Origin of the sequence: Prosthecobacter algae, from assembly GCF_039542385.1 — a bacterium.
In the GTDB taxonomy this organism is placed as follows: Bacteria; Verrucomicrobiota; Verrucomicrobiia; order Verrucomicrobiales; family Verrucomicrobiaceae; genus Prosthecobacter; species Prosthecobacter algae.
This window is the reverse complement of the sequence record NZ_BAABIA010000002.1, coordinates 439,167-463,938: the sequence shown is the minus strand read 5'-3', so window position 1 is coordinate 463,938 and position 24,772 is coordinate 439,167. Positions and strand designations below refer to the sequence as shown.

Annotated in this window: 17 protein-coding genes; 5 read left to right on the top strand and 12 right to left on the bottom strand. The window is 59.0% G+C overall.

Translation table 11 applies throughout. The features are described from left to right. Position 1 precedes the first annotated feature (1 nt). Positions 2 to 2,308, top strand: a complete 2,307-nt coding sequence (murC, locus tag ABEB25_RS05255) for a UDP-N-acetylmuramate--L-alanine ligase (protein WP_345735332.1) — start codon at positions 2 to 4, stop codon at positions 2,306 to 2,308. A gap of 26 nt (positions 2,309 to 2,334) precedes the next feature. On the opposite strand, the gene ABEB25_RS05250 is transcribed toward murC, so the two are convergent. The 5 genes from ABEB25_RS05250 to ABEB25_RS05230 are packed head-to-tail and all read right to left on the bottom strand — an operon-like array spanning position 2,335 to position 7,975. After that, positions 2,335 to 2,751 carry a hypothetical protein gene (locus tag ABEB25_RS05250; RefSeq protein WP_345735331.1) on the bottom strand — a complete coding sequence of 139 codons (417 nt, stop codon included), beginning with the start codon at positions 2,749 to 2,751 and terminating at the stop codon, positions 2,335 to 2,337. A gap of 15 nt (positions 2,752 to 2,766) precedes the next feature. Next, the gene (gene metX / locus ABEB25_RS05245) at positions 2,767 to 3,972 is read right to left on the bottom strand and encodes a homoserine O-acetyltransferase MetX (RefSeq protein WP_345735330.1); all 1,206 of its coding nucleotides are present in this window, start codon (positions 3,970 to 3,972) and stop codon (positions 2,767 to 2,769) included. A gap of 54 nt (positions 3,973 to 4,026) precedes the next feature. Continuing rightward, positions 4,027 to 5,046: an A/G-specific adenine glycosylase gene (locus ABEB25_RS05240; RefSeq protein WP_345735329.1), complete on the bottom strand. Its 1,020-nt coding sequence runs from the start codon at positions 5,044 to 5,046 to the stop codon at positions 4,027 to 4,029. Positions 5,047 to 5,100: 54 nt separating this feature from the next. Continuing rightward, positions 5,101 to 5,811: a DUF1003 domain-containing protein gene (locus ABEB25_RS05235; protein ID WP_345735328.1), complete on the bottom strand. Its 711-nt coding sequence runs from the start codon at positions 5,809 to 5,811 to the stop codon at positions 5,101 to 5,103. A gap of 55 nt (positions 5,812 to 5,866) precedes the next feature. Next, entirely contained in the window at positions 5,867 to 7,975 is a 2,109-nt protein-coding gene (locus ABEB25_RS05230) for a tetratricopeptide repeat protein (protein WP_345735327.1), read from the bottom strand. Positions 7,976 to 8,145: 170 nt separating this feature from the next. On the opposite strand from ABEB25_RS05230, the gene ABEB25_RS05225 reads away from it, so the two are divergent. Next, positions 8,146 to 9,597: a Gfo/Idh/MocA family protein gene (locus ABEB25_RS05225; protein ID WP_345735326.1), complete on the top strand. Its 1,452-nt coding sequence runs from the start codon at positions 8,146 to 8,148 to the stop codon at positions 9,595 to 9,597. Between the two features lie 111 nt (positions 9,598 to 9,708). Here the strand turns inward: ABEB25_RS05225 and ABEB25_RS05220 are convergent, their stop codons facing one another. The 4 genes from ABEB25_RS05220 to ABEB25_RS05205 all read right to left on the bottom strand — a co-directional run bounded on the left by ABEB25_RS05220 (position 9,709) and on the right by ABEB25_RS05205 (position 12,055). Beyond that, on the bottom strand, positions 9,709 to 10,308 hold the full coding sequence (locus tag ABEB25_RS05220; protein ID WP_345735325.1) for a hypothetical protein: 600 nt from the start codon (positions 10,306 to 10,308) through the stop codon (positions 9,709 to 9,711). Positions 10,309 to 10,394: 86 nt separating this feature from the next. Further along, positions 10,395 to 10,919, bottom strand: a complete 525-nt coding sequence (locus ABEB25_RS05215; RefSeq protein WP_345735324.1) for a peroxiredoxin — start codon at positions 10,917 to 10,919, stop codon at positions 10,395 to 10,397. Between the two features lie 42 nt (positions 10,920 to 10,961). Continuing rightward, complete coding sequence (locus tag ABEB25_RS05210; RefSeq protein ID WP_345735323.1) at positions 10,962 to 11,714, bottom strand: hypothetical protein; 753 nt, start codon at positions 11,712 to 11,714, stop codon at positions 10,962 to 10,964. A gap of 71 nt (positions 11,715 to 11,785) precedes the next feature. Next, positions 11,786 to 12,055: a hypothetical protein gene (locus ABEB25_RS05205; RefSeq protein WP_345735322.1), complete on the bottom strand. Its 270-nt coding sequence runs from the start codon at positions 12,053 to 12,055 to the stop codon at positions 11,786 to 11,788. A 348-nt stretch (positions 12,056 to 12,403) separates the two neighbouring features. Here ABEB25_RS05205 and ABEB25_RS05200 point away from each other — a divergent pair, with 348 nt between their 5' ends. Continuing rightward, positions 12,404 to 13,504, top strand: coding sequence for an acyltransferase family protein (locus ABEB25_RS05200; RefSeq protein ID WP_345735321.1), 1,101 nt, complete (start codon positions 12,404 to 12,406; stop codon positions 13,502 to 13,504). Between the two features lie 27 nt (positions 13,505 to 13,531). On the opposite strand, the gene ABEB25_RS05195 is transcribed toward ABEB25_RS05200, so the two are convergent. From ABEB25_RS05195 to ABEB25_RS05185, 3 genes are all read right to left on the bottom strand, one after another. Further along, positions 13,532 to 14,863 (bottom strand): glycosyltransferase, encoded by a 1,332-nt coding sequence (locus ABEB25_RS05195; RefSeq protein WP_345735320.1) that lies wholly within the window; start codon positions 14,861 to 14,863, stop codon positions 13,532 to 13,534. A gap of 139 nt (positions 14,864 to 15,002) precedes the next feature. Continuing rightward, complete coding sequence (locus tag ABEB25_RS05190; protein WP_345735319.1) at positions 15,003 to 16,367, bottom strand: glycosyltransferase; 1,365 nt, start codon at positions 16,365 to 16,367, stop codon at positions 15,003 to 15,005. A 27-nt stretch (positions 16,368 to 16,394) separates the two neighbouring features. Next, positions 16,395 to 17,117, bottom strand: a complete 723-nt coding sequence (locus tag ABEB25_RS05185; protein WP_345735318.1) for a class I SAM-dependent methyltransferase — start codon at positions 17,115 to 17,117, stop codon at positions 16,395 to 16,397. Positions 17,118 to 17,310: 193 nt separating this feature from the next. On the opposite strand from ABEB25_RS05185, the gene ABEB25_RS05180 reads away from it, so the two are divergent. Beyond that, the gene (locus ABEB25_RS05180; RefSeq protein ID WP_345735317.1) at positions 17,311 to 18,180 is read left to right on the top strand and encodes a LysR substrate-binding domain-containing protein; all 870 of its coding nucleotides are present in this window, start codon (positions 17,311 to 17,313) and stop codon (positions 18,178 to 18,180) included. Between the two features lie 104 nt (positions 18,181 to 18,284). After that, complete coding sequence (locus ABEB25_RS05175) at positions 18,285 to 24,767, top strand: DUF1800 family protein (protein ID WP_345735316.1); 6,483 nt, start codon at positions 18,285 to 18,287, stop codon at positions 24,765 to 24,767. The last annotated feature ends 5 nt before the right edge of the window (positions 24,768 to 24,772 follow it).

Sequence of the window (24,772 nt, the reverse complement as noted above, 5' to 3'; positions counted from 1 at the left end):
CATGTCTCACGCCGTCCTTAGCCTCCTCAAAGAAAGCCGTCACCCCATGCGCATTGACCTCATCGGCGTGGCCGGGTCGGGTATGAGTGGGCTGGCCTCCCTGCTGCTGGCACTAGGGCATAAGGTGAATGGATCGGACAAAGTCACCACGCTGGAGACGGATCGGCTGGTGAAGCTGGGGCTTACTTTTTTCTCCCCTCACTCCGAAAAGGAAGTGGAGGAGTGCGACATGGTCATCTACTCCAGCGCCATCAAGCCCGGGAACGTGGCCTATGAGGCCGCCTACAAGCAGGGCATCCCCCTGGTGCGCCGGGCTGAGGCCCTGGCTGCCGTGATGGCCAATAAGAAGGGCGTGGTCGTGGGTGGCACCCATGGAAAGACCACCACCTCCGCCCTCACGGCCCACGTTTTGCGCCAGGGCGGCCTAAAGCCCAGCCACTATGTAGGTGCGGAAATCCCCATCCTGGGGGCCAATGCCCACTGGGACCCCGAGGGCGAACTCTTCGTGGCTGAAGGCGATGAGAGTGACGGCACGCTGGTGAACTTCCACCCAGAGCATTCCATCATCCTGAACATCGAGGCCGAGCACCTGGACTTTTACGACGGCATCGAGGCCATCAAAGACGTGTTCCGCCGCCTGCTCTCCCAGACCCCAGGTCACTGGGTGCACTGCGCGGAAGATCCCGTGGCGCGGGAAGTCTGTGCTGGCCCTCAGGGGGTGAGCTACGGCTGGTCTCGCGACTTTGATTTCTCCGCCAACATTCTGGCCATGAAGCCGGACCATTCGGACTTCGAGGTGTATCAAAAGAATACCTTGTTAGGCATCGCGACCCTGGGAATCCCCGGCAAGCACAATGTCTCGAATGCTCTCGCCGCCATCGCTTTGGCCACCCGGCTGGGCGTGCCGTTTGAAAACATCCAGCATGCGCTGAAAAGCTTTCGCGGGGCCAAACGCCGCTTTGAGATCCGCCACAGTGGCGAGCGCTTCACCGTAGTGGATGACTACGGCCACCACCCCAGCGAGATCGCCGCCACGCTGGCCACGGCGAAGGGGCTGCAGCCAAAGCGCATCGTCTGCCTCTTCCAGCCACACCGTTACAGCCGCACGCAACTGCTGAAAAAGGAGTTTGGCGCGAGCTTTGGTGACGTGGACGAACTTTTTGTTACCGACGTTTATGCTGCCAGTGAAAAGCCGCTGCCCGGCGTCAGTGGTGAGACGATCGTGGAAGAGGTGAAAGCCCAGTCGGCCACCAAGGCCCAGTCCACGCCGACCCTGCTCCTGTCTCGCGATAAAGTGGGCAATGCCCTACGACCAGGCGATCTACTCATCACGCTCGGTGCCGGGAACGTGCATGAAGTGGGGCGCTGCATCGCCAAGGACCTGCCCGTTTTGGAGCAACTGTGGGCACTTCTGGAAGATCACGGCGGCGGTGCAGCCCGGCTGTATGAGCCGATGAACCGCCACACCACCTTCCTCATCGGCGGCCCAGCCCAGTATTGGGTGGAGCCACGCACCGTGGAGGGTTTTGCCGAGATCGTCCGTTACCTGCGCTCCCAGTCCGTGCCTATTCGCGTCATCGGCCGTGGGTCCAATCTGCTGGTCAAAGATGGAGGCATCCGCGGTGCGGTGATCCATCCGGCGAAAGGCGACTTCGAAGACGTGCGTGTGGAAGGAGAGACCCTCATTGTCGGAGTCGGCGCGCGGTTGAAAAAGATCGCCAGTGCGGCCCGCAATGCTGGGCTGGGCGGGTTTGAGTGGATGGAGGGCGTGCCTGGAAATCTGGGCGGAGCCATTCGCATGAACGCCGGTGCCATGGGCACGGAAACGTTCGACCAAATCGTCAGCGTGCGATTCATCGACACCGATGGCCAGATCAAAGAAAAGCCCCTGGCCGAGATCGTCCACCACTACCGAAACGTGCCGGAATTTGAAGAGCGCTACATTGTCTCCGCCGTGCTGAAAGGCAGCCCCGCTCCACAGGCCGAGATTGATGTGAAACTCGCCGCCTCTCATCAGAAGCGCCGCACCAGCCAGCCCGTGGGGGCCAGCGCTGGCTGTGCCTTCAAGAACCCGGAAGTCTGCGGGGCTGGCAAGCTCATTGACGAATTGGGCCTCAAAGGCCGAAGCGTGGGTGCCGCCATCGTTTCCGACATTCATGGCAACTTCATCGTCAACAGCGGCGGTGCCACCGCCCGTGAAGTCCTCGACCTCGTCGCCGAGATCCAGGAGATCGCCCAGCGCGAGCGCGGCGTGCAGTTGGAGATGGAGGTCAAGGTGATCGGGGAAGACCAGCCGATGGGGATGTAGCTAGCTATCACCTGCCTTGGCAAGGGTCACAAAAATTGCTTGAGCAATTCAGGAGTGCAGTCGGTCATAATTTGATCCTTGGTAATGAAAAAATTCCAGAGATGCTGATCATGGGAAAAGGAGCAATAAACCTCGTAGGGGCTGGTGCAGCTATGAAGACTGCTCTGGATGAGCGGAATGAGCTTTTTGTCCAGCATCACGTCGGAGGTCAGTTCGAGGCCAATTCCACGAGATAGCATTACTTGATCTCCAATGTAATAATCACCTTCGCCGTAAGCATTCCATTCGCCTAGAGCATCGAGTGTTTGCATCAATCGTTCGCGAACACCATCCCATTCAGAGATGAAGGCGGCCTCATCTTCGGGACTGTTGATGACGGGTGGATTGAACGGCCTGTTTAGCCTGTCATATGCAGCATCCGAGGTTATGAATGCGACAGGCATAAACAAGGGTCACCCTCATTCCACCTCCGCCACTTGACCATCCACGGAGTCGCGATGGGCGCGGCCTTCGAGGGTGTAAACGAGGTGGGGGGTGTAGAGCTCGGGTTCCAGGAGGAAGGAGTCGTGGCCTTTGGCTGAGTGCACAGTGATGTGCATGGAGGAGGTCCTGGCCTTTTCCAGGGCGCTGACCATTTCCGCCTGCTCTTCAGGGTAGAAACAGAAGTCTGAATCAATGCTGAAGACGAGGTAGTGGTGGCCTGCAGCGGTGCTGCGGGCAAAGAGCTGCTCGTAGTTGTCCACCCCGGCATCGCGCAGCGGGTCAAAGCGCAGCCACATGTTGATGATGCGCAGGTAGCTGTTGGCATCGAAGCGGCTGACGAATTTTTTGCCCTGGTGGAGCATGTAGCTTTCGACGTTGTGCCCCACCTTGTACCACGAAAGCTGGCCATCGGGCTGGCTGACGGTATCCTTGGCCCGCTTTTCGATGGCATCCAGGTGCACGAAGGTCTTGTGCGAGATCATCCGCGCCAGGGCGAGGCCGTAGGCTGGGGGAGGGCCGTCGTAATAATCCCCGCCGTGAAAGTGAGGGTCGTTTTCGATGGCCATGACCTGCTCAAACAAAGTCAGGCGGGTGAGGACGGTGGTCTTCAGTCCGGTGGCAACGGGCATGACGATGCGGACGCGCTCTGGGTAAAGGGTGGCCAGGTTCAAGGCCAGAAGACCGCCGATGCTGGTGCCGATGACGGCGTGAAGTTGCTCGATGCCCAGATGATCCAGCAGGGCGATCTGGCTGCGTACGACATCGGTGGTGAGCACTGGCGGGAAGGTACTGCCGTAAGGTTTGCCCGTGGCGGGATTGATGGATGCCGGGCCGCTGCTGCCGTAGCAGCCGCCGAGGTAATTGGCGCAGATGACGCAATAGCGTTTGGTATCCAGCGCCTTGCCTGGGCCAATGAAAAGGTCCCACCAGCCGGCTTTGATATCGTTGGTCCAGCGCTCATCGGTACCCTCTACTTCCTCCGTGTGGCCTGCCGCGTGCTGGCTGCCTGAGAGCGCGTGGAAAAGCAGGATGGCGTTGGACTTTTTGGCGTTCAGCTTGCCATACATTTCGTAGGCCACCGTGATGCCTGGCAGGGTATCGCCATTGGCAAAGACGAAGGGTTCGGCCTCGGAGCCGAGATGAAAGAAATGCGTGGCAGTTTTGCCCTGACCTTTAGACATAAGCGGAAGACGTAGCAGGAGGAAGGGCCGTCTTCAAGGTGCAAGGTGCCTGTCTCAGGCCATCAGGGTGAAAGCCGAATGCGCCAGCAGCTTGTCGAGCGCCTTTCGGTAGGGGCTGGGCATGGCCAGGGTGGCGAGGTCTCGGTGCGGAATCAGCCGATGGTTATCTGGCCAGACCTGGGGTGCGGTGGCAGGGAACTCATGGACCCACAGCGTCACCTTGTAGCGTGTGATGCCATAGTTCATCTTCAGGAGCACCGGCGGAGGGGACGCGGCGAGGTTTTCTGGCAGGGCAGGGAGCTTCCATAGGCCGGTGCGCCGGGCACCTGTCTCTTGCTCCAGCAACACTCCTTCAGCGGTCTGGATGAAAACGACGCGCTCCGTGACTTCCGTCATCTGGGTTTTGTTCGATTTGACGGGGAGGGAGGTCGGATCGGTGGCGCGGCAATGTTTTTTCACTGGGCACTGCGGGCACAGGGGCTGTGTAGGTTTGCAGATTGTCTGGCCCAGCTCCATGAGGGCGGAATTCAGAGAGCGAGGATCTTCGGTGGCTTGAACCAGCTCGGTGGCACGCTCCCAGAGACGCTTGCTGCCGGTGGTGGAGTCAATGGGGGTCGCATCATTGTCCAGACGTGACAGGACTCGGGCCACATTGCCATCCACGATGGGTTCTGCCAGGCCATAGGCAAAGCTGGAGATGGCCCCTGCGGTGTAGGGGCCGATGCCGGGGAGCGCACGGATCGCGGCTGGATCGGTCGGAAAAACGCCACCGTGCTCAGTCACCACTACCTGGGCCAGTTTCTGTAAATTACGTGCGCGGCGGTAATAGCCCAGGCCTTCCCAGGCCTTCAAAATCTCACTTTCAGAAGCCGCCGCCAGAGTGGCAAAATCAGGGAAAAGGGCCAGCCAGCGCGCATAATAACCGCGATCCAGCACGGTGCTGATCTGCGTCTGCTGCAGCATGATTTCCGAGACCAAAATGGCATAGGCATCCCTCGTCTGCCGCCACGGATAGTCGCGCCCGTTTTGGCGAAACCAGGAGACCAGGGCAGCGGAGATGAGGGGGGCAGACACAGGAGAAGACTACGCAGGTCCATGGGGTGCCGAAATCACAACTTTGCCACGGACTCAAGATTTGGTTGGGCCCTGACGTCCACCGGCCATCTCTCGCAGGAGTTCGATCTGGATTTGCTGCACCTCCATGAGGCGTGTTGCCTGCTGATGCAGCATGTAGTCCATTTTGTCATGCAAGTGACGGATCTCCAGCTCGGCCTTGAGATTGATCTTGTAATCGTTTTCAGCCCGCTTCCGGTCACGGCTTTCCTGGCGGTTCTGGCTCATCATGATCACGGGTGCTTGCAGGGAGGCTAAGCAGGAGAGAATGAGGTTCAGCAGGATGAAGGGGTAAGGATCATAGCCACGGTTGGCCAGAAGGACGACATTCAGCAGAATCCAGATGGCCATGAAACCTCCGAAGGCCAGGATGAACGTCCAGCTACCGCCAAATTCAGCCAGCTTGTCTGAAAGCTTTTGGCCCACGGTGAGCTGGCTTTCTCCCTCTTCTTCACTGTCTGGGTGCTCACTGAGCAGCTCCTGACGATGCAGGCTTTGAAGCACCTCCTCATCCAGGTGGGTGAGATCGCCTAACTGGCTTTGCAACAACTGGCGCACATAGTCCAATCGGGCCTCATTGAGCACCTCCGTGCTGATCAGGGATTCGGGCTTCAACTCAGGGTGAGCCGCCCGGATAATGTCGGCAATTTGAGGTGGTAAGGCCGTGAGAGGTCTCAGCTTGTTAGGCGAAAAGGATTTGCCAGTGACCGCACATGTTTGAGTCATGTGCGACCATGCCGCGAAATTCCTCGAATAACAAGTCAGGCCATTCTTTGGGACATCAGCGTGCTGAGACGGATTTGCCGGTGCCTTTCAGCAGTTTTTCCAGCGCTTCATCAGGTGCCACGCCTTTCTTCAAAGCCTCTCCATATTCGGTCTTGGCCTTGTCCCACTGCGGTGGGTCCCATGTAGCGTAAAGCACCGCCAGATTGAAGTGGGCTTCGCCATAGTTTGGGTCAATGGCGAGGGCGGTTTTGAATTCGCGCTCGGCACGATCCAGGAGGTTCAATTTGGTGGAAATGATGCCCAGGTAGTGGCGGGCGCGGGCATTTTTGGAGTTCTTGGTCAGGCTCTTTTCAAAGGCGGCCGTGGCATCGTTCCAACGCTGCTGTTTGAAGTGCGTCACGCCCAGGTGGAAGGCGGCCAGTTCATGGCTGGGGTCAATGTTCAGGCACTTTTTCAGGGCAGCCTCAGCTTCGCTCAGCTTGTTTTCACGCTGGCGGGAGTAGCCCAGGCCGACGAGGGCGGTGGTGTTTTTGGGGTCCACGCGCAGGGCGTCTTCGTAAAGGGCGGCGGCCTCGGCGAATTTCTGGGCGCTGAAGGCTTCGTTGGCTTTGTCCAGAAGCGAGTCCAGCGGTTTCTCGGCTGGGGTGCTGCCAGCAGGTTTCGGGGCCTGGGCGATGAGGGTGCCCTGGATGCTGTCCCCGCCCAGCATTTCGCGGACGGAGGGATCGGAGAAGAGTTTTTCTTCATCCGGGGTCAGGGTCATGCGGCTGCCGCGCAGCTCTTCCACCTGTTCCAGCAGCTTGGAGGAGACTCCCTGCATCTTTTGCAGCTCGGCCAAAACGAGGTCCTTGGCCTGCTGCTGGCGGTATTGGCTGCGGAGCTGGCGCATGACGATTTCGCGCAGCAGTTCGTTCTCCTGGGCCAGTTCCGGCGTCATGGCGGCGGGCTTGCCATCCTGCAGGTTTTTGAGCTGCAGGGTCAAGTCTGCCACTTGGTTTTGAAAGGTGGCGCTCTGCTGACGAAGGGCGGTCATCTCCGTTTGCAGGGTGGTGATCTGGCCGCGCAACTGGGTGATTTCCTGATCCTTGCGGGTGACGTCGCCCTGGAGGGAGGCCACCTGCTTTTGAGCGGTTTCCAGTTCCTTTTTCAGGCGGTCATTTTCAGCGACGATGAGCTTCACCTCATCCTTGGCTGGAGCGCGTTTTTTGAGAGACTCAATTTCCGTCTGCATACCCAGGTTTTGGGCGCTCAGTTTGTCGCGTTCCTGCACGGCGGTGTCGCGGGAAGCCACAGCTTCGTTGCGCTGTTTTACAGCGGCGTCGCGTTCCACCAGGAGATCATTGCGCTCTTTTTCCAAGGTGGAGATGCGCAGGGAGGCATCGGCGAGCTTTTGCGAGGCTTCCTTGGAGGCTTGCTCAGCACCCGTGAGGCGTTGTGAGGCCTTGCGATATTCGATTTCGAGATTGAGCTTTTCTTTGACCAGGGCATCGAGCTGGCCATTGGCGGCGCGCCCGGCGGCAACTTCTTGCTTCATCGTTTCGATGGCCTTTTCCATGGCGGCAGATTTTCCGGCCAGGGTGTCCTTGTCCTCGCGGGCGGTAGTGATTTCGCCGGAGGCCCACTGGTACCACTGCTGCCACTTGGTCAGGTCCATCTGCATCTGGTTGTTCTGGGTCTCCAGTTGCAGCATGCGCTGGCGGTAATTTTGTTCCCATTGGGAAAGCACATCGCTGAGGCTGGGCATGGTGCCCGCGGGGCCTGCGAGCGTGCCTGGGCCGGGGGCCTCGGTGCTGCCGGTGAAAACGGGCATCGTCGGGGCTGCGGCAGGTGCGGGGGCCGCCGCTGTTGCGGGGGCCGGGGCGGCGGCTGGCTGGGAAAGGCGGCCTTGCATCCGGGTGATGGCCTGCTGGGTGAGGCTGCGGCGGTTGGCCAGGAGGTTGGGTTGCCAGTCAGGATGGCTCTGGGCCACGGTATCAAAAATCTGCCCCATCTGCTGATAGACCTGGAGGGCACCGGCAAAATTGCCGTCGGTCTCCATCTTTTCAGCGTCCTTTTTCATCACGTAGCCCCTGAAAAATTGCTCGGCAGCATCGTCCACCTGCGCTGAGGCGAAGGGGGCGAAAAGGAGTGCGAGACCAAAGGCGGCCAGGGGGGCAAGGCGCATTTTCTTCATGGGGAGGGGGAATTTAGCGGAAATGCAGCCCTTTGTAAATAGCGGTGCGACATTGCCTGCTGGACGGGAAACCCCATGGTTGCTAGCATTTGGGCGTAATTTCGGGAAAAAACAGCCGTTTATCTCGATTCCCCCAACTCAACCACATAGCATAAAACCCCATGGGTCTTAATATCATCTCACGCCGTCATTTTCTGGGCCGCACGGCAGGCCTCGCCGCTGGTGCCTTCGCAGGTCCAAACCTCCTCCTCCGTGGCCAAAACGCCGCCAGCAAGAAGCTGAACCTCGCCGTCATCGGTGCCAATGGCAAAGGCCAGTCCGACACCCAGGGCGTGACCCTGGACCACAACATCGTGGCCCTGGTGGACGTGGACATGAACCGCCTCAACGAAGCGGCCAAGAAGCGCGAAGACCACCACGTGAAGTCCGGCCAGGCAGCCCCGGCGGCACCGAAGCTGTATCAGGACTTCCGCAAGATGTTCGACGAGATGGCCAACGAGATCGATGGCGTCATCATCTCCACCCCTGACCACACGCATTACGTGGCAGCGATGCATGCCATCAAGCATAACAAGCACGTCTGCGTTCAGAAGCCCCTTTGCAATTACATCGGCGAAGTGCGTGAGCTGCACCAAGCAGCGAAGACCGCGAAAATCACCACCCAGATGGGCAACCAGGGCCGCACCATGGAAGGCCAGCGTCTGGCCAAGGAGTGGATCGAGCAGGGCGCTATCGGCACCTTGAAAGAAATTCGCCTGTGGACCAACCGCCCCATCTGGCCCCAGGGCCCCCTGGTCAAGAAGGCCGCTGAGTGCCCTTCCAACCTTGACTGGGACCTCTGGCTCTCCAGCGAAGCCAAGGAGCCTTACTTTGAGTTCGAAATTCCTGAAGGCATGAGCGGCAAGCGCGGCAACAGCCTCCACCCCTTCAACTGGCGTGGCTGGTGGCAGTTCGGCTCCGGTGCTCTTGGCGACATGGGCTGCCACATCATGGACGCCACCTTCAGCATCCTGGGCCAGCTCATCCCTGAGCGCATCGACGCCACCAGCAGCCCGATCTCCGATACCTGCGCCCCAGTGTGGTCAGACCTCGTCTATCACATGCCTGCTGGCAAGCATGGAGCCCTCAAGGTCTCCTGGAATGACGGCTCCAAGGACGGCAAGCCGAACAAGCCTGAAATCTCCCCGCACATGACCAGCGAGCTGGCCAAGAAGGCTTTCGAAAAAGCCAGCAGCGGCATGATGTTCATCGGCACCGAAGGCACCGTCTTTGAAGGCGAAGCCTATTGCGGCAGCCCCGTCATTTACAATGAAGAGCGTTACACCCAGGTGCGTCTCGACATGAAGGCCGGCAAAATCAAGAAAACCGAAACCCGCAGCGTGATGCCGAACAACCCGCAGGGCGAGTGGGCTCACCACATCGTTAACGGCGGCCTGCCAAGCTCCAACTTCGACTATAGCTGCCCGCTGACCGAGTTCGTGCTTCTCGGCAACCTGGCCGTGCGTGCTCAGCAGAGCGTGCAGTGGGACAAGCAAGGCATGAAGGTCAGCAACGCCGAAGCTCCGAATAAGTTCGTCTCCCGGCCCGCCTACCGCGACGGTTGGAAAGCTTAATCGCTACTCAACGCCCGTTTTGAACGGGTGTTGAAACCTTAAAACCCCGGCATTGCCATAGCAGTGCCGGGGTTTTTTGCAGGTTTTGAGTGAGCCAACCCCAGCGATGAATCACTTCGTCAGGCGGGCGTGCCATTCGTCCAGGTAATGGCCAAAAAAGGGATACAGGTTACTGGCATTGAATAGCCTTCTTTCGAGGCTGGTATCCACGTTGAGAACCCTCATGGATTGTTCCCGCACGCTGCCATCGGGCAGGGTGGTGCTGATGCGGCGTGGGAAGCCGATGGTGCGGTCCATCCAAATGAGACGCGTGTAGCCGGAGCTTCCGGTTTCGCGGAAACGTGAGTAGCCCACACCGCCGATGATGTCCACGACCTCGAATTTGGCCTTGCTGCTCAGGGCTGAGTAGATGCTGGTGAGATCAGTGGCAGGGCCCTCGGAGGGGGAAGGAGCTGGGGTCTGGGATGAGGTGACCTTGCCCTGGCTGCAGACGGTGATGGCAATCTCTGCCTGCTGATTTGCGAATTCACAGCGCCAGTTCTCCCCTTCGATGGAGAAGACATTGCAGGTGCGAGTTACTTCTCCTCGGGCATTGCGTGCGGAGGTTTCCTCCACCCAGGTGATTTTCTTCGGCAACTGCATGGGGGCGAGCTGTGCGTTTGCCCATAGAGCAGAAAAAACGAACAGGGCCAGGGTGAGACAAATTTTCATGCAAGAGGGCGGCGAAAGGAGGCAATGGAAGACGGGCTGATTCTTATGGCTGGGGCCAAAAGATCAACGCGAATTCACGCCCAGACTCACTTCAGCGCCGCCAGTGCCTTTTGAATATCGGCAGCCTGCCCGGAGGTAGAGGCGCTGTCATCATGCCAGACTATCTTGCCGTCTTTGATCAGAAAGCATTGCCGCTGGGCCATGGAAAGCATGCCACCGAAGACCTTGCCGACTTTGAATGCCTCCAGCACCTTGCCATCGGTGTCGGCGATCAGGTCGTAAGGCAGCTTTCTCTGGGTCTTGAATTTCTTCTGGGTCTCGACGTTGTCGAGGGAGACCCCTAGCACCTGCACGCCTGCCTGGGTCAGGTCGGCAAAGGCATCCCGCAGGGAGCAGGCCTGGGCGGTGCAGCCGGGAGTGTTGGCCTTGGGGTAAAAGAAAACCACGGTGGGACCTTTTTTGTACACATCAGCAAAGTTCACGGTCACCCCATCCTGATTGATGCCGGAGATCTGGGGGGCGGGCTGGCTGACCTGCGGGCTTTCTGCTTGGCAGGAACTGCCAAACAGGCCGGTGAAGAGTGCGGTCAAAAAGCGCATGGTGAGTTTCATCTGCTAGAGGTTCGTCTCGGGACGGTCGCCGGATTCATCGGATCAGTCACGAATGTTCCGGTATCGGTACGGAAGATAGTTTTTTTGCTTCAGGTATTCGAGACGTATCTGCCTGCGAAAAACCTTCCAGGTGGGGTGGCAGCCTGCCTCATAGACGGAGACGCGAGTGCGCGCGGGATTGGCCCAGCCGGCGAAGAGCAGCACGTGGGCATTGTGGGTGTTGAGGATGTCCCCAGGGCGCAGATCCTCATAGCCTCCCAGCTTGTCACAGAGAGTAGGAAGTTCCCGGGTGGAGTAGGAGCGGTGCAGCCGCCAGCAGCGCGAAATGAGACCGGAACAGTCGATGCCAGTTGCTTCACGGCTCACGGCGGCATCCAGACCTGCGCGTTTGGCCGGGGTATAAATATCGCCCGCAGCAAAGCCCCGGCGAATTTTGGAATCAAACGCTTCCAGAGAATCAAAACCGCCCCACTGATAGGGGACACCCACATTCCAGGCACCGGCCATCCACCAGCCGGGACGGGTGCCATCTGCGGGGCGGTAGTCCGCGTCCGGTGTGTCCACCTGGATGCCTTGGGAGTCTTTGCCATGCTTGATGTTAGGTTTGGCGGCCTTCCATCGGTGCTGGCTGTAAGCCCGGGCGATGGCCAGCACCTCCCGCCGCTGCACGATCGGGCGGCGGCTGGTGTCTGCTTTTTCAGGCACGGCAGAGCAGGCCGCCAGCAGCAGGGCAAGCCCAGGGAGACAGAGGAGGAGCGCAGTGGGTAGCTGCGTGGGGAAAAGCGAAACGGTCATGCCTTGCGGCAGCTTAAAAGGGTCGGGCTGACGCACAACCTCCCATTGCAAGAGCGGGCACCTGCTGCCGATTATTTGTCCTCGGCCAGAATGAGCGGGCTTTCCCTCTGCTTATTGGCGGCATCTGGAGTATCACCAGCATTTAGACGAAGTTTTAGGTCTTTCGCTTTTTCTTGGCGGCCAGGGGCCAAGGGTGAGCGGGTAAGGTCTGTCCCTGGTATTTTGCGGGCATCTGTCGGCGGCGAAATGGGCTCCTCAAAAAAGGCAAAGGCCGTGGAGAGCACAAGAAGAAGAGCGACGATGGCCAAAGGCTGCCCGTAATCGAATTTAAAATTTTTCATGAGCTGGAGGTTGGAGAGCGGTGTGAAAGTCACCCTTTCATCCCGCCTCCAGTGCAAGAGGCTCACGGTAAGGATGAAAGGGCTTAGGTTCCGGGGGGAAAGTGGCAGTCAGTCGGCTTGTCTCTTCAGATGATCGGGCCTGATGAAACTGAATGATTATGAAACAGCCTTGTGATAGATATAATTGTTTAAATGAGTAAAAATGATTGGTTTTACCAATGAATAAGAGGTCGTTCGGAGGCGGACAAAAAGATTTCAACTCACCTTTATCTCTGGTTTGTTCTTAATATTGCTTTTTGCATGGGAAAGCCCGTGTATCCCTGGAGCTGACGGATATCGTGAAAATCTATGCATCCTGTAAAAGTTTCGGAAAAAACTGGCAGCGAGCCCCTTCGGATTGGGGCCTTGGATGCACTGAGAATGACGGCGGCCGTAATCGTTTTTCGGGAGCACTTTTATGTGGTCTTTGATATCGATGGTCCTCGATATTCCGCCTTTGGCCTCCTAGATGCCAAGGCGGCGGTGACGTTGTTTTTCGTCCTCAGCGGTTATGTGCTTGCCATCTCGCTGAGCCGCAGTGAGCCATCGCTGAAGCAGTACGTGAACTTTGGGATCCGGAGGTTTTTTCGCATCTATCCACTGTATTGGGTGGCTTTGCTGGTGACCTTTTGCGTGTTGATCTGGGTTCGGACCAAACCGGACTTCACCTACGCGGTGGACATGCCGTCCTCATTCGTGGATGCGCCGGGGCTGCAATGGAAGCAGTGGCTTTTGCAGATGACGCTGATAGCTCCTGGCATTGTGTCATTCTTCGCCATGCCGACAGTTTGGACGCTGATGGTGGAGGCCAAGGTAGCCATCGTTTTTCCCTTCCTGGCCTGGGTGTTGTTGCGCACTCACTGGGCCGTAGCCGCCGCTGTGCTGGCTGGCCTAGTTTTGGGGGCTGGCTGGCTGATGGACCATGTCGTGGGCACTGCCTTGTTCCTGGGGCAGTTTGGCATGGGGGTGATGCTGCACCGTCTGCCCGCCAAGATATGGTCTAAGATGAACACCTGGGTCTGGTGCCTGCTGCTGCTGGCGAGCATCGCTCTTTACCGGACCATGTCCTTGCGCCTGAGCTTTTCGCATGACCAGGCGAGCTACTACCATTATACCTGTGCGCTGGGCAGTGCGGGTTTCATTGTCTTCACACTTCATTGGCCTTTGGTGAAATCCTTTCTTGAACGCATCCAGAAGGCCCTCCGATACGACCTTTCCTATGGCCTCTACATCCTGCACTATCCGGTGATGATCGCACTCCGCAGCATATGGTTGGAAGGTGGCAGGACCTTGCCACTAAGCGCGCTTTGCCTCCTCTCAGCGACTCTGACGGTCAGTCTGGCGTATGTCTTGCACCGTTTCGTGGAACTCCCGGCGATCCGGCTGGGGCGTAGGATGACCTTTCGGTGAAACGCATCGCTGCCCAGACGTCCTTTGTCAGGAGGCACTCTTGGTCATCAGGTCTGCCCCGAACAGCGCGGGGTAGCGTGTGTGAAGCTCGTCGTACGCGGGTTTTAGCAACTGGCGTCCGGCAGGATCTGCGAGGATGGGATGCGGGCGCCAGTGAACGGAAGTCAGTCCTTTTGTCCACGGTCTGCCTTGGTCGAGTGCATGAGATTTGAGGCTGCCTTCGAGGGCGGCCAAGGTGACATGGCAGGAAATATTTTCGACGGCCCAGGCGGCGGAATCTAGGGAGGCTCCACGGGCAAGCAGGTCCAGCAGATCTTGGGCAATGTGTCCTGGGCGTAAAAAGGCACCTGTGCGCGGATTGATGTGGGCGGCCGAGCCGATGCTGGCCCCTTTGCGCATGGCGATGGCGGCTCCCGCAAAAAGAGACTCGACCATGGCCACGCAGCCGCCTTCGCGCCGACTGATGACCATGGAGATCTTGGCATCGCATTGCAGCCGGGTGACTTCTTCAATCGGAAGGGATTCTCTGATCTCTAAGGACTGTGGCACACTCAGTTGCTGGGCCATTTGCTGGATGGTTTCCCGGGTGTTGCTGCCTTCGTTTTGGCCGACAAGAACGATGCGCAGATCCCTCGGCATCTCTTTGAGGGCCTCCAAAAATTCCCAGTGTCTTTTGAAATCTCCCCAGTTAGCGACCATGAGGATGTCCACGCTGCGCTCAGCCCAGGGTTTGGGCTGGTAAAAGGAGGGCTCCACCCAGTCACAGGCGAGGCCGGGGAGGCAGCGTACTTGCGGATGAAAGTCCTGCAGGCGGGTGCGTTCGCCGTGGGTAGCAGGCTGGACCCAGAGACCACCCGGCAGGCGGGCGGTGGCCAGGCCCAGCAAGGCATAGTCCGTGGGAGTCCAACTGGCCGCCAGGATGATGTCATAATGGGAAGCCAGCCAGCGCAGTTCCTCTTCCGGCAGTGCCAGGAGAACTCGAGCCAGGTTGTACTCAAAGTAATGCAACAAGACGCCTTTTTCCCCCTGCTCACCGGGGCTTTTGAGGATGACGGTGCGTGTGAGCGAGGGCTTCTGTTTGACGATGGCCGGTAGCCGGGAGCTATGGCGAAGGACAGCCAGCCAGAGTTCAGCGTCGGCACCCTGGGCGGTCTCATGCAGTCGTGCCATGATGGGCCGCCAGGCGGTTTCCCGGTCACAGAGGCTGACGGCACGTGCCAGCATGGCCAAACGGGCAGGCTTCTTGGCCAGAGTGGAGGCGAGGGCAAGGAACTTCCCGCACGCTTCGCGGATGGATTCTGAGTAGCGCAGCTCGTCTTTGAAGCGGGTGCCGATGAGGGAAAGCGGGGTCAGCTTCATGACGCGTTTCCTGGGGGCTGCGGGTGGGCCGAAGGCTGGAGGAACCTGCTGCCCTGCCAGAATTCCGGGTGTCTGATAGCTCGGCCTGTTGTGGTGTCAACCTGCTGACCGAAGTCATGACCATGAAGAGGTGGTGGAGTCATCGGTTGGAGGTTTCGAGGAGATCTGGAGGGAAAACGGAGGGGAAGCGCTGGTGGCATTCTGCGTAGAGCGGCCGGAGTGCGACGGCGTCTTGCGGATGCGCATGGCGCGGGTACGGCCGCCAGTGTGGCAGCAGGAGATCCTGGGTCCAGGGACGGCCATGCTGGATGGCCTGCGTGCGCAGGGCTTGGTTGACCTTGGCGTGGGTTTGGTGGCAGGAGATGTTTTGGGCGGCCCAGGAGGCGGGCTGCAGAGTGGGGGCCACTTGGTGCAGTTCCTGGATGTCCGCCGCCAGATGTCCTGGCCGCAGCCGCCTGCCCGTGAGGGAGTGGATGTAATGCAGGGGACCCACGTGGGCATCTGCCCGCAGGCCCAGGGCGCAGCCGGCGAAGAGAGATTCCACCGCTGCCACACAGCAGCCTTCGCGTAGGCTGAAGATCAAGGACACCCGGGCTTGCAGTTGCAGGAGAGAGACCTCCTCCGCAGGCAAGGACTGGCAGATTTCCAGCTTCTGGGGCACGCCGATGTCCTGGGCTAGACGGGCGATGAATGCCTGGTCGCGATTGCCCTCCACCTGGCCGACGAGGACCACCCGCCAGGATGCCGGGAGATGGCGCAAGGCATGAAAGAAATCCCAGTGCCTTTTGAATTCGCCCCAGTTGGCCACCATGAGGATGTCGATGGGACGCTGCTGCCCTGGCTGCACGGGATAAAACTGCGGGTCCACCCAGTCGCAAGGCAGGCTGTCGAGCACGACGAGGCGGGGATGGAAGGAGGCCAGTTTGGCTGCCTCGGCGTAATTGCAGGGCTGCACAAACACAGGCCCAGTGGTCTGGGCCAGGAAAAGACGGAGGGCGGCGTAGTCGGTGGGGGACCAACTGGTGGAGAGAATGAAGTCAAAGTGCTCATCCAGCCAGCGAAAGTCCTCTTCAGAAATGCCCAGGGCCAGCCGCACCCAGTTGTATTCGAAATACATCAGCAGCACTCCTTTTTCTCCATTGGGGCCAGGGGCCTTGAGAATGATGGACCGGGAAAGCTGGGGCTGCTTCACCACCAGGCTGCGGTAACGCGGCAGTGAGGCGACGATGGGCCGCCAGAAGGAGACGGAATCAGGGAAGCGATCGGCAGCCTGTAGTTGCCGGATGAGGTGCTGGTCCAGCCGTGGCGATTCGCTGAATTCCAGCGCGCGGCAGAGGGTGCGTGCCGCTGCAGCAGGCGTGGTCAGGGTGGCCCTCAGTCGCAGGCGCAGGGCATTGAGTGAACGCAGCCGCCGCGAATGCCGGAGCGAATCCACCAAGCGCAGCCTAGACAGCCGCCACCAGCGCCGCAATGGGGAAGTCGGGTTTGAAGATGCTGATTCCATGGAATGGACAGACGCGCCTGTCATGAATCAGGCATCGGATGACGGCTTCACGCCGTGAATGCACCAGCCCTGGGTATTGAGAGGTTCTGAATCCAGCCGGTCCAGCCACAGGAGCACCACTTTGGCAAAGAAGCCAAAGAACATCTGGCAGAAAAGCATGGAAAGCTTTTTGACTAGCCCTGGCAGGCTGGACTGGCGGAAGAAATTGACGGTCCAGTGCAACTGGTACGCCAGCAGCGCAAAGTGCCCCCCCTGCGGCATTTCGCGGAGGATTTTAAGCCCTGCGGCATCAAAGAGCAGTCTCAGGCCGAGGTTGGTGAAATTGAAATAATTCCACGGCAGATTGTGCAGTGGGGAAGACTGAGGCGTGGTCAGAAACAGGTGACCTCCCGGCTTCAATACGCGGGCCATTTCTGAGACGACCTTTTTAGGGTCCTGCACATGCTCCAGCACCTGGGTGGAGAGCACCAGATCATACGTGGCATCGGCAAAGGGAAGGGCCGAAACGTCGGCTGCAAAGTCAACCCCTGGGCCGGGGCTGAAGTCGCAGGTGTGGAGGGTGGCCCCGGTGGCGAGCAGCTCTTTGCGCAGATACTGCTCGTGTTCGTGGCCAGAACCGGCATCCAAAACCAGCATGCCAGGCTTCATTAGGGGCATGGCCTGGGTGCGGATGAACTGGTGCACATACCAGCGTTCTACCTGGAGGCGCTCATGCAGACGTGGACTCAAAAGGTGGGAGCCGAGGGACATCAGTCGTGGTAGTGGTATGGATATTACCGGAATCACTCGGGCAGTTTGCCCGGATGAAAGCTGACGTCACCTAGCCTCTCCTTGTCCACTGTCAAGGTTGCGCCTCATCCGTTTCATGTCGGGAGTCTGGGTGAGCACCGCGAATGCCGCTGGCGGCCACCTGCCATTTTGGCTACCATGATCCCTTATTCCCATGAACTTTCGTGACCTCGAATACCTCGTCGCTGTGGCGGAACATGGGCATTTTGGCCAGGCCGCAAAGGCCTGCCATGTGAGCCAGAGCACGCTGAGCCTGCAACTGCAAAAGCTGGAGGCGGATCTCGGGGTGCAGCTAGTGGAGCGGACCAACCGTCGCGTCGTCGTCACGCGCTCAGGTTTGGTCTTTGTCAGCCGCGCGCGGGGCATCCTGCGTGCGCGGCAGGAAATGCTGGATGAGGTGGCGCTTGAAGCCGGGCAGATGCCCCGTGAAATCACCCTGGGAATGATTCCCACCATTGCCCCGTACCGGCTGGGCGCGGTGCTTTCTGCGGTGAAGCTGGCCTGCCCAGAGATGTCAGTGCGGGTGGTGGAGGACGTGACCCAGGCCCTGGAGAAAGGGGTGGCCCAGGGAGACCTGGATGCCGCCATCACAGCGACCCCGACCGTGGACTCCCTTCTCGAAGAGGCTGTGCTGATGGAGGATGAACTGCTTTTGGCCGTGCCTGCGGGCCACAGTCTGGCTGCCTCCAAACGGCGGGTGGTCCCCGAGCGCATGAGTGGTGACAAACTGCTGCTGCTCAAGGACGGCCATTGCCTGCGGGATCAGGCCCTGGACTTCTGCGCCGCGCATGGCGGCGGCGGGCCGCATGAGTCCATCGCCACCAGCATCGAGACCTTGATCGCTCTCATCCGTCATGGGGCCGGCGTGACTCTGATGCCCAAAATGGCCCTCGCTGATCGCCCGAAGGTGGAGGGGGTGATGTTTCTGCGGCTTGACCCCAGTCCGGTCCGCACGGTGCGGCTGATCACACGCAAAACATCGCGGTTAGGCCAGGTGCTAGCGCGTGTCCTCGGTCATGCTTGAGTGGTTATGCTTAAGGGATGCGGGAGGGTCTTTGTGACAATTGATGCATTCATTATCAACCTATTGCGTTAGATCCTTCGTTATGCTAATTTCCATAATTCCGCATGAACAAGGCTCCCGCTTCGGTCATTGGTCTCTTATTGACCTTGGTTTCCTCACTCAATGCCCAAACGGGTGTGCTGCGGGAGGTGTGGACTCATCTGGATGGCGGGGTGGTGGCGGACCTCACGCTTTCCGCTGATTACCCTGGCAATCCATTGCTGCGCACGGTGGATGCTAACTTTGCCGCGCCTGTGAATTGGGCGGAGCGGTATGGTGTGCGCATGCGGGCCTACCTCACCCCTGCTGCTGCGGGCAGCTACAGCTTCTGGGTCAGTGGGGATGATAACTGCGAACTGTGGCTAAGCACGGATGATGAGCCTAACAACAAGGTGCGGATCGCCCATGTGCCCGGCTGGACGGAGGCGCTTCGCTGGACCAAGTTTACGGAGCAAAAGTCTGCCCCCATCTCCTTGCAGGCGGGGCAGCGTTATTACATCGAGGCCCTGATGAAGGAAGGCTACGGCGGAGACAGTCTCGCCGTCGCCTGGGCCACCTCTCCCACGGCCACCCCGCAGGTGATTCCTGGCACGGTGCTTACACCCTTCGAGGTGCCGGCAAGCATTCCCACCGGACTCTTGGTGGAGGCGGGTAAACCCGTCACTCAATACGCGCCTAACTACACGGTAGAGCTTGCCGCCCAGGCCCTGAATGTGGCGGATGCAAATGTCTCCCCGACCCTCCAGTGGACACAGGTGAGCGGCCCTGCGGCGACGATCACGACGGCGGATGCAGCCACCACGTCCGCCATCTTGACTCGCGCGGGAGTGTATGTTTTTCGCGCCACTGCCAGCCATTCAGGCAACAGCGCCTTCGATGATGTGACGGTGACCATTCAGCCACCTCTGGCGGCAGATGCTGGCAAAGCTTTGGCAAACTATTGGTTCGGCGTGGATGGCAATACCGTGGCTTCGCTTTCGCGGAGTCTGGATTATCCCAATTTCCCGCATGCGCATCGCCTGGTCAGCACACTGACCCAGACGCAAAGCCTCGCTGAGCAGTATGGCCAGCACGTGCGTGGTTTTATTTTGGTGCCGGTGACGGGGAGTTATCGGTTTTTCATGGCAGCTAGTAAGAAAGCTGAGTTTCATCTGAGCACCGATGCGGCAACGGCGAACCTCCAACTGCGAGCCGCTGTGACCACGACGGTGAATGCGACGGATTTTGCCAACCATGCTGCACAGGCTTCCCCTGCCATCACGCTCACCGCCGGGCAAAAGTATGCCTTTGAAATCCGGCACAAGGATGACTGGGGCACGGACCATTGCACCGTGATGTGGCAGCAGCCGGGGCAGAATTATCTCAGCGAAATCACCGGAGAATATCTGGCACCACCTAGCGATGCCGCAGCGGTGATCGCAGGGACACAGGAGTTCGATCTCAGCCACGACTATCTGCTGAATGCTGGGCGGGATGTGGTGCTGCACATGCCACGGAATTCCGTCTCACTCAGTGCTTATGAATCCCGCCGCATCTGGGGGGCAGATGCACCCACGCGTGTCTGGTCTCAGGTCAGTGGGCCCAAGGGCGTGCTCTTTTCCACGCCTGATTCCGCCCAGACTCTGGCCACCTTCCCCAAAGCGGGCCTTTATGTACTGCGCTACAGCGTGACCACGCTGAACAACACCAGCACGGATGAAGTGACCGTGGACGTCAAAGCTCCCCTGAATGCTCAAGTGGGTGCCCTGACTCGCCAAGTGTGGTGGGACAAGCAGTATGCGACCTTAGACGCGCTGCGAGCAGATCCGGCTTTCCCAAATTCTCCGGATATCGTGGATGCCGTGCCAGATCTGAAACAGCACAATAGCTGGGCAGACCGCTATGCGACGCGGGTCACCGGCATTTTAAATGTGCCGGCGGGTGGGCCTGATCCTGTCAATTACGTGTTTTATGTCTCAGGTGATGATGCGGTCGAATTTTCGATCAGCACCGATGCGACGATGGCTAATTTGCGCAAAGTTTGTTACGCTACCACCGCTAGTGGCCGTGAGGTCTGGACGAATGAAGCCTCCCAGACCTCTGCCCCCATCGCTCTGAAACCCGGTGGGCGTTATTATGTGGAACTGCTGCACAAGGAGACCTGGAGCAGTGACTACTTTGCCGTGGCCTGGAGTCCCGAGGGAGATCGCCGGCCAAAGGTGATCGAGGGTAGCTACCTGGAGCCTAGCCAGAAGGCGCCTGCCTTTGACCCCACGCTGACCTTTTACGCGCGAGCTGGCAAGGACCGCACCTACTGGTGGCCACATGACCGCACGCGCCTCGCCGGCTCGTGGATCAAGGTTCTTAGCTCGGATAAAACTCCGACTGCGCTCTGGAAGCAAGTATCCGGCCCCAAGAGCACTTTGGTAGAGCCAGCAAGCCTAACCAGTGAAGTTGTTTTTAGTGCCGCAGGAATTTACACCTACGAGTTGGCTATTACCGAAGGCGCTTACACGCATCGGGACACGGTGGTGATCACCGTGACGGCTCCTTTGGCCAAGACGACGGGTGCTTTGACAAGGTCTGTATGGCTGGATGTGGAGGGCATCACCTTACCGGATCTGTTCGCTTATGACCCGGCGCTGGCTTACCCGCATTTTGAAGATTTGCTGCCCGGGGTAGAGCCTCCGAGCAACTGGGCAGACTACTATGGCACACGCTTGAAAGGCAGCCTGATGGTGCCAGTGAGTGGGTCCTACACCTTTTGGATCGCCTCTGACGATGCCTCCGAACTGAAGCTGGATCTCAATGATGGGCAGGGCATTCGCCGGGTCGCTCATCTGGACAGCGCCGTGTACAATTCGCGGGACTGGGATCGTCGTGCCTCGCAGAAATCAGCCACGCTGAGCCTCACGGCAGGGGTGCCTTATCCGGTGGAGATTTTGCATAAAGAACGGGATTCTTCGGACTACCTGGCGGTGGCCATGGAGGGTCCTGCGACGAATGGCCGTGAGGTTGTATCTCGTGGGTTTTTGATTCCAGAGCGCGTTGTGCCTGCTTTCAATCCTGAGATCTCGGTGGCGCTGGGCACGGATCGCACGGTCCTGTGGCCACAGAATGAGCTGGCGCTGGCCGCACTGGTGTATGATTTGAAAGCGGGGCCTAAAGCCCTGAGTTACCAGTGGTCTTCGAAGTCGGCGAAGGTCTCCTTTGATAATAAAGCGAGCCCGGTCGCGAGGGTGAAATTTTCCGGCCCTGGGGTTTATGAAATCAAGATGACCGCCACGGATGGCACGAGCACGGGGACCGATACCATGCTGGTGACGGTGCAGAATCCGCTGGCCACGAAAGCGGGTGGTCTGCTGCGCGAAACGTGGACGGGTGTCACGGGGTATCAGTTGGTGAATCTCACCAATTCGGCGGCCTACAAAGGCAAGCCTAACCACAGCGATATTTTGCCCAACCTGGAGACGCCTAGCAACTGGGGAGACAACTATGGGCAGCGGCTGTCCGGTTTCCTGCAAGTGCCCATCGAGGGAGATTACGTTTTCCTTTTGGCCAGTGATGAAGAGAGCGCCTTTTGGCTGAATCCTCAGGGGGATGCGGCAGCAGGTGCGCAAAAGATCTGCTCCACCCCTTACGCCACAGGTCGGTATAACTGGACCCGGTATGCTTCGCAAAAGTCAGCGGTAGTGCATCTCGTGCCAGGCACTCGTTATTATGTGCAGGCGCTGCATAAAGAAGGTGGCAGCGATGATTATTTTGCTGTGGCGTATCGGTTAGCTTCACAGACGGATGCGGAGGCGCAGGTGATTCCTGGGGCTCTGCTGAGCCCGCCGGATGGTGTCACGGCGAGTGCCTTCGACGGTGAGATGATCGTGAAAGCAGGGGAACCTCAGAGCAGCTACTGGCCGAAGATTCGGTTTAGCCTCAAAGGTTCAGCGGTGGATTATGTGCCGGGGCCGCAGGCGCTGGCGTATCGGTGGTCCATCCTCAGTGGCCCCAAGGGCACGGCCATTTTCGATCAACCCACGGCCCTAACCACCGATGTGGAATTGCCAGCGGCAGGAACTTACAAACTGCAACTCACCGCAACGGATGGCGTCAATACCCGCTCAGCGGAGGTCACGTTGACGTTGGCTGCGGCCATCGCGCAAGGGACCGGTTCGATCTTAGCGGAGACCTTCAATGGCATCAATGGCGGCTGGGTCACGGACTTGATGGCCTCGCCTAAATTCCCGAACAGCCCAGACTCACGCGTGCAATTGCCACGTGCGGAGATCCCTTCTAACAAAGGGGAAAACTATGGCATGCTGCTGCGCGGGTATCTGCATCCGCCTGTGACGGGCATCTATCGTTTTAACCTGGCTTCGGATGATTGGAGCGAGATCCACCTCAGCACAGACCGCACGCCTGAGAAGAAGGAACTCGCCTGCTTTGTCCCGGCGGGAACGGATTACTATGAGTGGCGCAAGTTCCCCGACTATCAGCTTTCCCGCCCGATCTCCCTGACGAAGGGGAAGAGCTACTACATCGAGATCCGGTTCAAGGAATCAGGCTGGCGAGATCATTTGGCGCTGGCTTGGTTGTTGCCAGGAGCGACTGCCTTTGAGGTGATTGACGGGCCTTTCCTCTCGCCGTTTCAACTCGCGGATAAACAGCCTCCAACCATCACCCTCACGGGCGGCAGCAGTGTGACCATTCCTGTGGGCGGCAGCTATGTGGACCCAGGCTTCAGCGCGCAGGATTTGGAAGATGGCAACATCACCGGCTCCGTCACCACTCAAGGAACGGTGGATACCTCCAAACCCGGCACCTACACGCTGCGTTATGTCGTCACCGATTCATCAGGCAACCAGTCAGTGATCGCGACTCGGCAGGTCACCGTGGCGGTGGCTGAAGGCACGGAGCCAACGTATCCTGCGGATGCCAGCGGTAGCCATGTGGCGAGCCCCTGGACAGCTCCGGCAACGATCACGGATCTGGAAGCCGCGCGGTTCCTGAAACAGGCGACCTTTGGCCCTTCGGAAGCGGACATTGCGCGTGTGAAACAGGTCGGTTTCTCCAAGTGGATTGATGAGCAACTGGCGCTGCCAGTCACTTCACATCTAGAACACCTGGATCGCATGGCATTGTTTGAAGGTGCCCAGGAACGGTTGCTGGAGCTTTCCCGCACGGCTAATACCCTGGGCCTTCCGGGGGCAGTGATGCCGATGACGAACACCCCGCTGGAGACGGAAGATCGGCTGTATAGCTGGTGGACCATTGCGGCGACGGCACCGGATCAGTTGCGGCAGCGTGTGGCGCTGGCGTTGAGTGAGATTCTCGTCATCTCAGACCGCAACGGCGCTCTTCGCAATTACCCGCGCGGCTGCACGAACTACTACGATCTGCTGGCCCGCAGTGTGGCTCCAGGGGTGCCGTATCGAAAGCTGCTGGAGGATGTGACTTTCAATCCCATGATGGGTGTGTGGCTGACGATGGTGCGCAGCTCAAAAACTCAGCCGGATGAAAACTACCCGCGTGAGATCATGCAGCTCTTCAGCATCGGGCTCGAGCACCTGAACAAGGATGGCACGCTGAAGCGAAATGGAGCGGGCAATGCGATTCCCACGTATTCGCAGACTGAGATCTTGGAGCTGTCGCGCGCCTTCACTGGGTGGACGTTTAACAACTCGCGCAGCTTCACCTGGAGTGGCAATGCCACAGATGAAATCAACCCCATGATGTCGTTTGAAGATGCCCATGATCGGGGTCAGAAAGTCATCGTAGGTGGGGCGACGATACCCGCAGGACAGACAGCCATGCAGGACGTGCGCCGTTGCCTGGACATCCTCGCGGCTCACCCGAATGTGGGGCCTTTCATCAGCAAACGGCTGATCCAACGTCTGGTCACTAGCAATCCTAGCCCCGCCTATCTCTTCCGTGTCTCCAAGGTCTGGGATGACAATGGCAAAGGGGTGCGTGGAGACATTGGCGCGGTGGTGAAAGCCATCTTATTGGATTCCGAAGCACGCATGCTGAATGCGGCTCCCGGTGCGGGTAAAATGAGTGAGCCGATGATCCGCCTAGCCCGTGTGCTGCGGGCTTTGCCGAAGCCACCGAATAGCAACCCACCTGTGCTGGGCCGCTATGTGATGTGGAATGCGAGCGACGAGCTGGGCCAGTGGCCGATGCAGGCCCCGACGGTCTTTAATTTCTTTAACCCGACCTATTCACCTCCCGGCGCTCTTCTGAATGCGGGACTGGCAGCGCCCGAATACGAGATCACCACGGAGCTGACGGTGACGGATACGGCGAACTACTTCTTTGAAGGCGTGACCAATGGATTTTACGCGAACCAAGGCGGACGCGTGGGCTTGGACCTACTGCCGCTTACCAGCGTGTGGAATACCCCGGACGTGCTGTTGAGTAAATTGGAAACCCTTTTGTTAGGCCGCACCATGTCGGCAAACCTGCGGGCTTCTCTCATGAACCTTCACGCGCTGCACATCGCCAATGCCAACAACGGGGTGAAGGTGATGCTGCAACTGATCACGGCCTCGCCTGAGTTTTCCACTGAGCGTTGATTTCT

Coding starts and splice junctions, on each gene's coding strand:
- ABEB25_RS05175 (WP_345735316.1), top strand. CDS start 18,285: ATGAACAAGGCTCCCGCTTCGGTCATTGGTCTCTTATTGACCTTGGTT.
- ABEB25_RS05220 (WP_345735325.1), bottom strand. CDS start 10,308: ATGAAAATTTGTCTCACCCTGGCCCTGTTCGTTTTTTCTGCTCTATGG.
- ABEB25_RS05250 (WP_345735331.1), bottom strand. CDS start 2,751: ATGCCTGTCGCATTCATAACCTCGGATGCTGCATATGACAGGCTAAAC.
- ABEB25_RS05180 (WP_345735317.1), top strand. CDS start 17,311: ATGAACTTTCGTGACCTCGAATACCTCGTCGCTGTGGCGGAACATGGG.
- ABEB25_RS05200 (WP_345735321.1), top strand. CDS start 12,404: ATGCATCCTGTAAAAGTTTCGGAAAAAACTGGCAGCGAGCCCCTTCGG.
- ABEB25_RS05235 (WP_345735328.1), bottom strand. CDS start 5,811: ATGACTCAAACATGTGCGGTCACTGGCAAATCCTTTTCGCCTAACAAG.
- ABEB25_RS05230 (WP_345735327.1), bottom strand. CDS start 7,975: ATGCGCCTTGCCCCCCTGGCCGCCTTTGGTCTCGCACTCCTTTTCGCC.
- ABEB25_RS05215 (WP_345735324.1), bottom strand. CDS start 10,919: ATGAAACTCACCATGCGCTTTTTGACCGCACTCTTCACCGGCCTGTTT.
- ABEB25_RS05195 (WP_345735320.1), bottom strand. CDS start 14,863: ATGAAGCTGACCCCGCTTTCCCTCATCGGCACCCGCTTCAAAGACGAG.
- ABEB25_RS05225 (WP_345735326.1), top strand. CDS start 8,146: ATGGGTCTTAATATCATCTCACGCCGTCATTTTCTGGGCCGCACGGCA.
- metX (WP_345735330.1), bottom strand. CDS start 3,972: ATGTCTAAAGGTCAGGGCAAAACTGCCACGCATTTCTTTCATCTCGGC.
- ABEB25_RS05210 (WP_345735323.1), bottom strand. CDS start 11,714: ATGACCGTTTCGCTTTTCCCCACGCAGCTACCCACTGCGCTCCTCCTC.
- ABEB25_RS05205 (WP_345735322.1), bottom strand. CDS start 12,055: ATGAAAAATTTTAAATTCGATTACGGGCAGCCTTTGGCCATCGTCGCT.
- ABEB25_RS05190 (WP_345735319.1), bottom strand. CDS start 16,367: ATGGAATCAGCATCTTCAAACCCGACTTCCCCATTGCGGCGCTGGTGG.
- murC (WP_345735332.1), top strand. CDS start 2: ATGTCTCACGCCGTCCTTAGCCTCCTCAAAGAAAGCCGTCACCCCATG.
- ABEB25_RS05185 (WP_345735318.1), bottom strand. CDS start 17,117: ATGTCCCTCGGCTCCCACCTTTTGAGTCCACGTCTGCATGAGCGCCTC.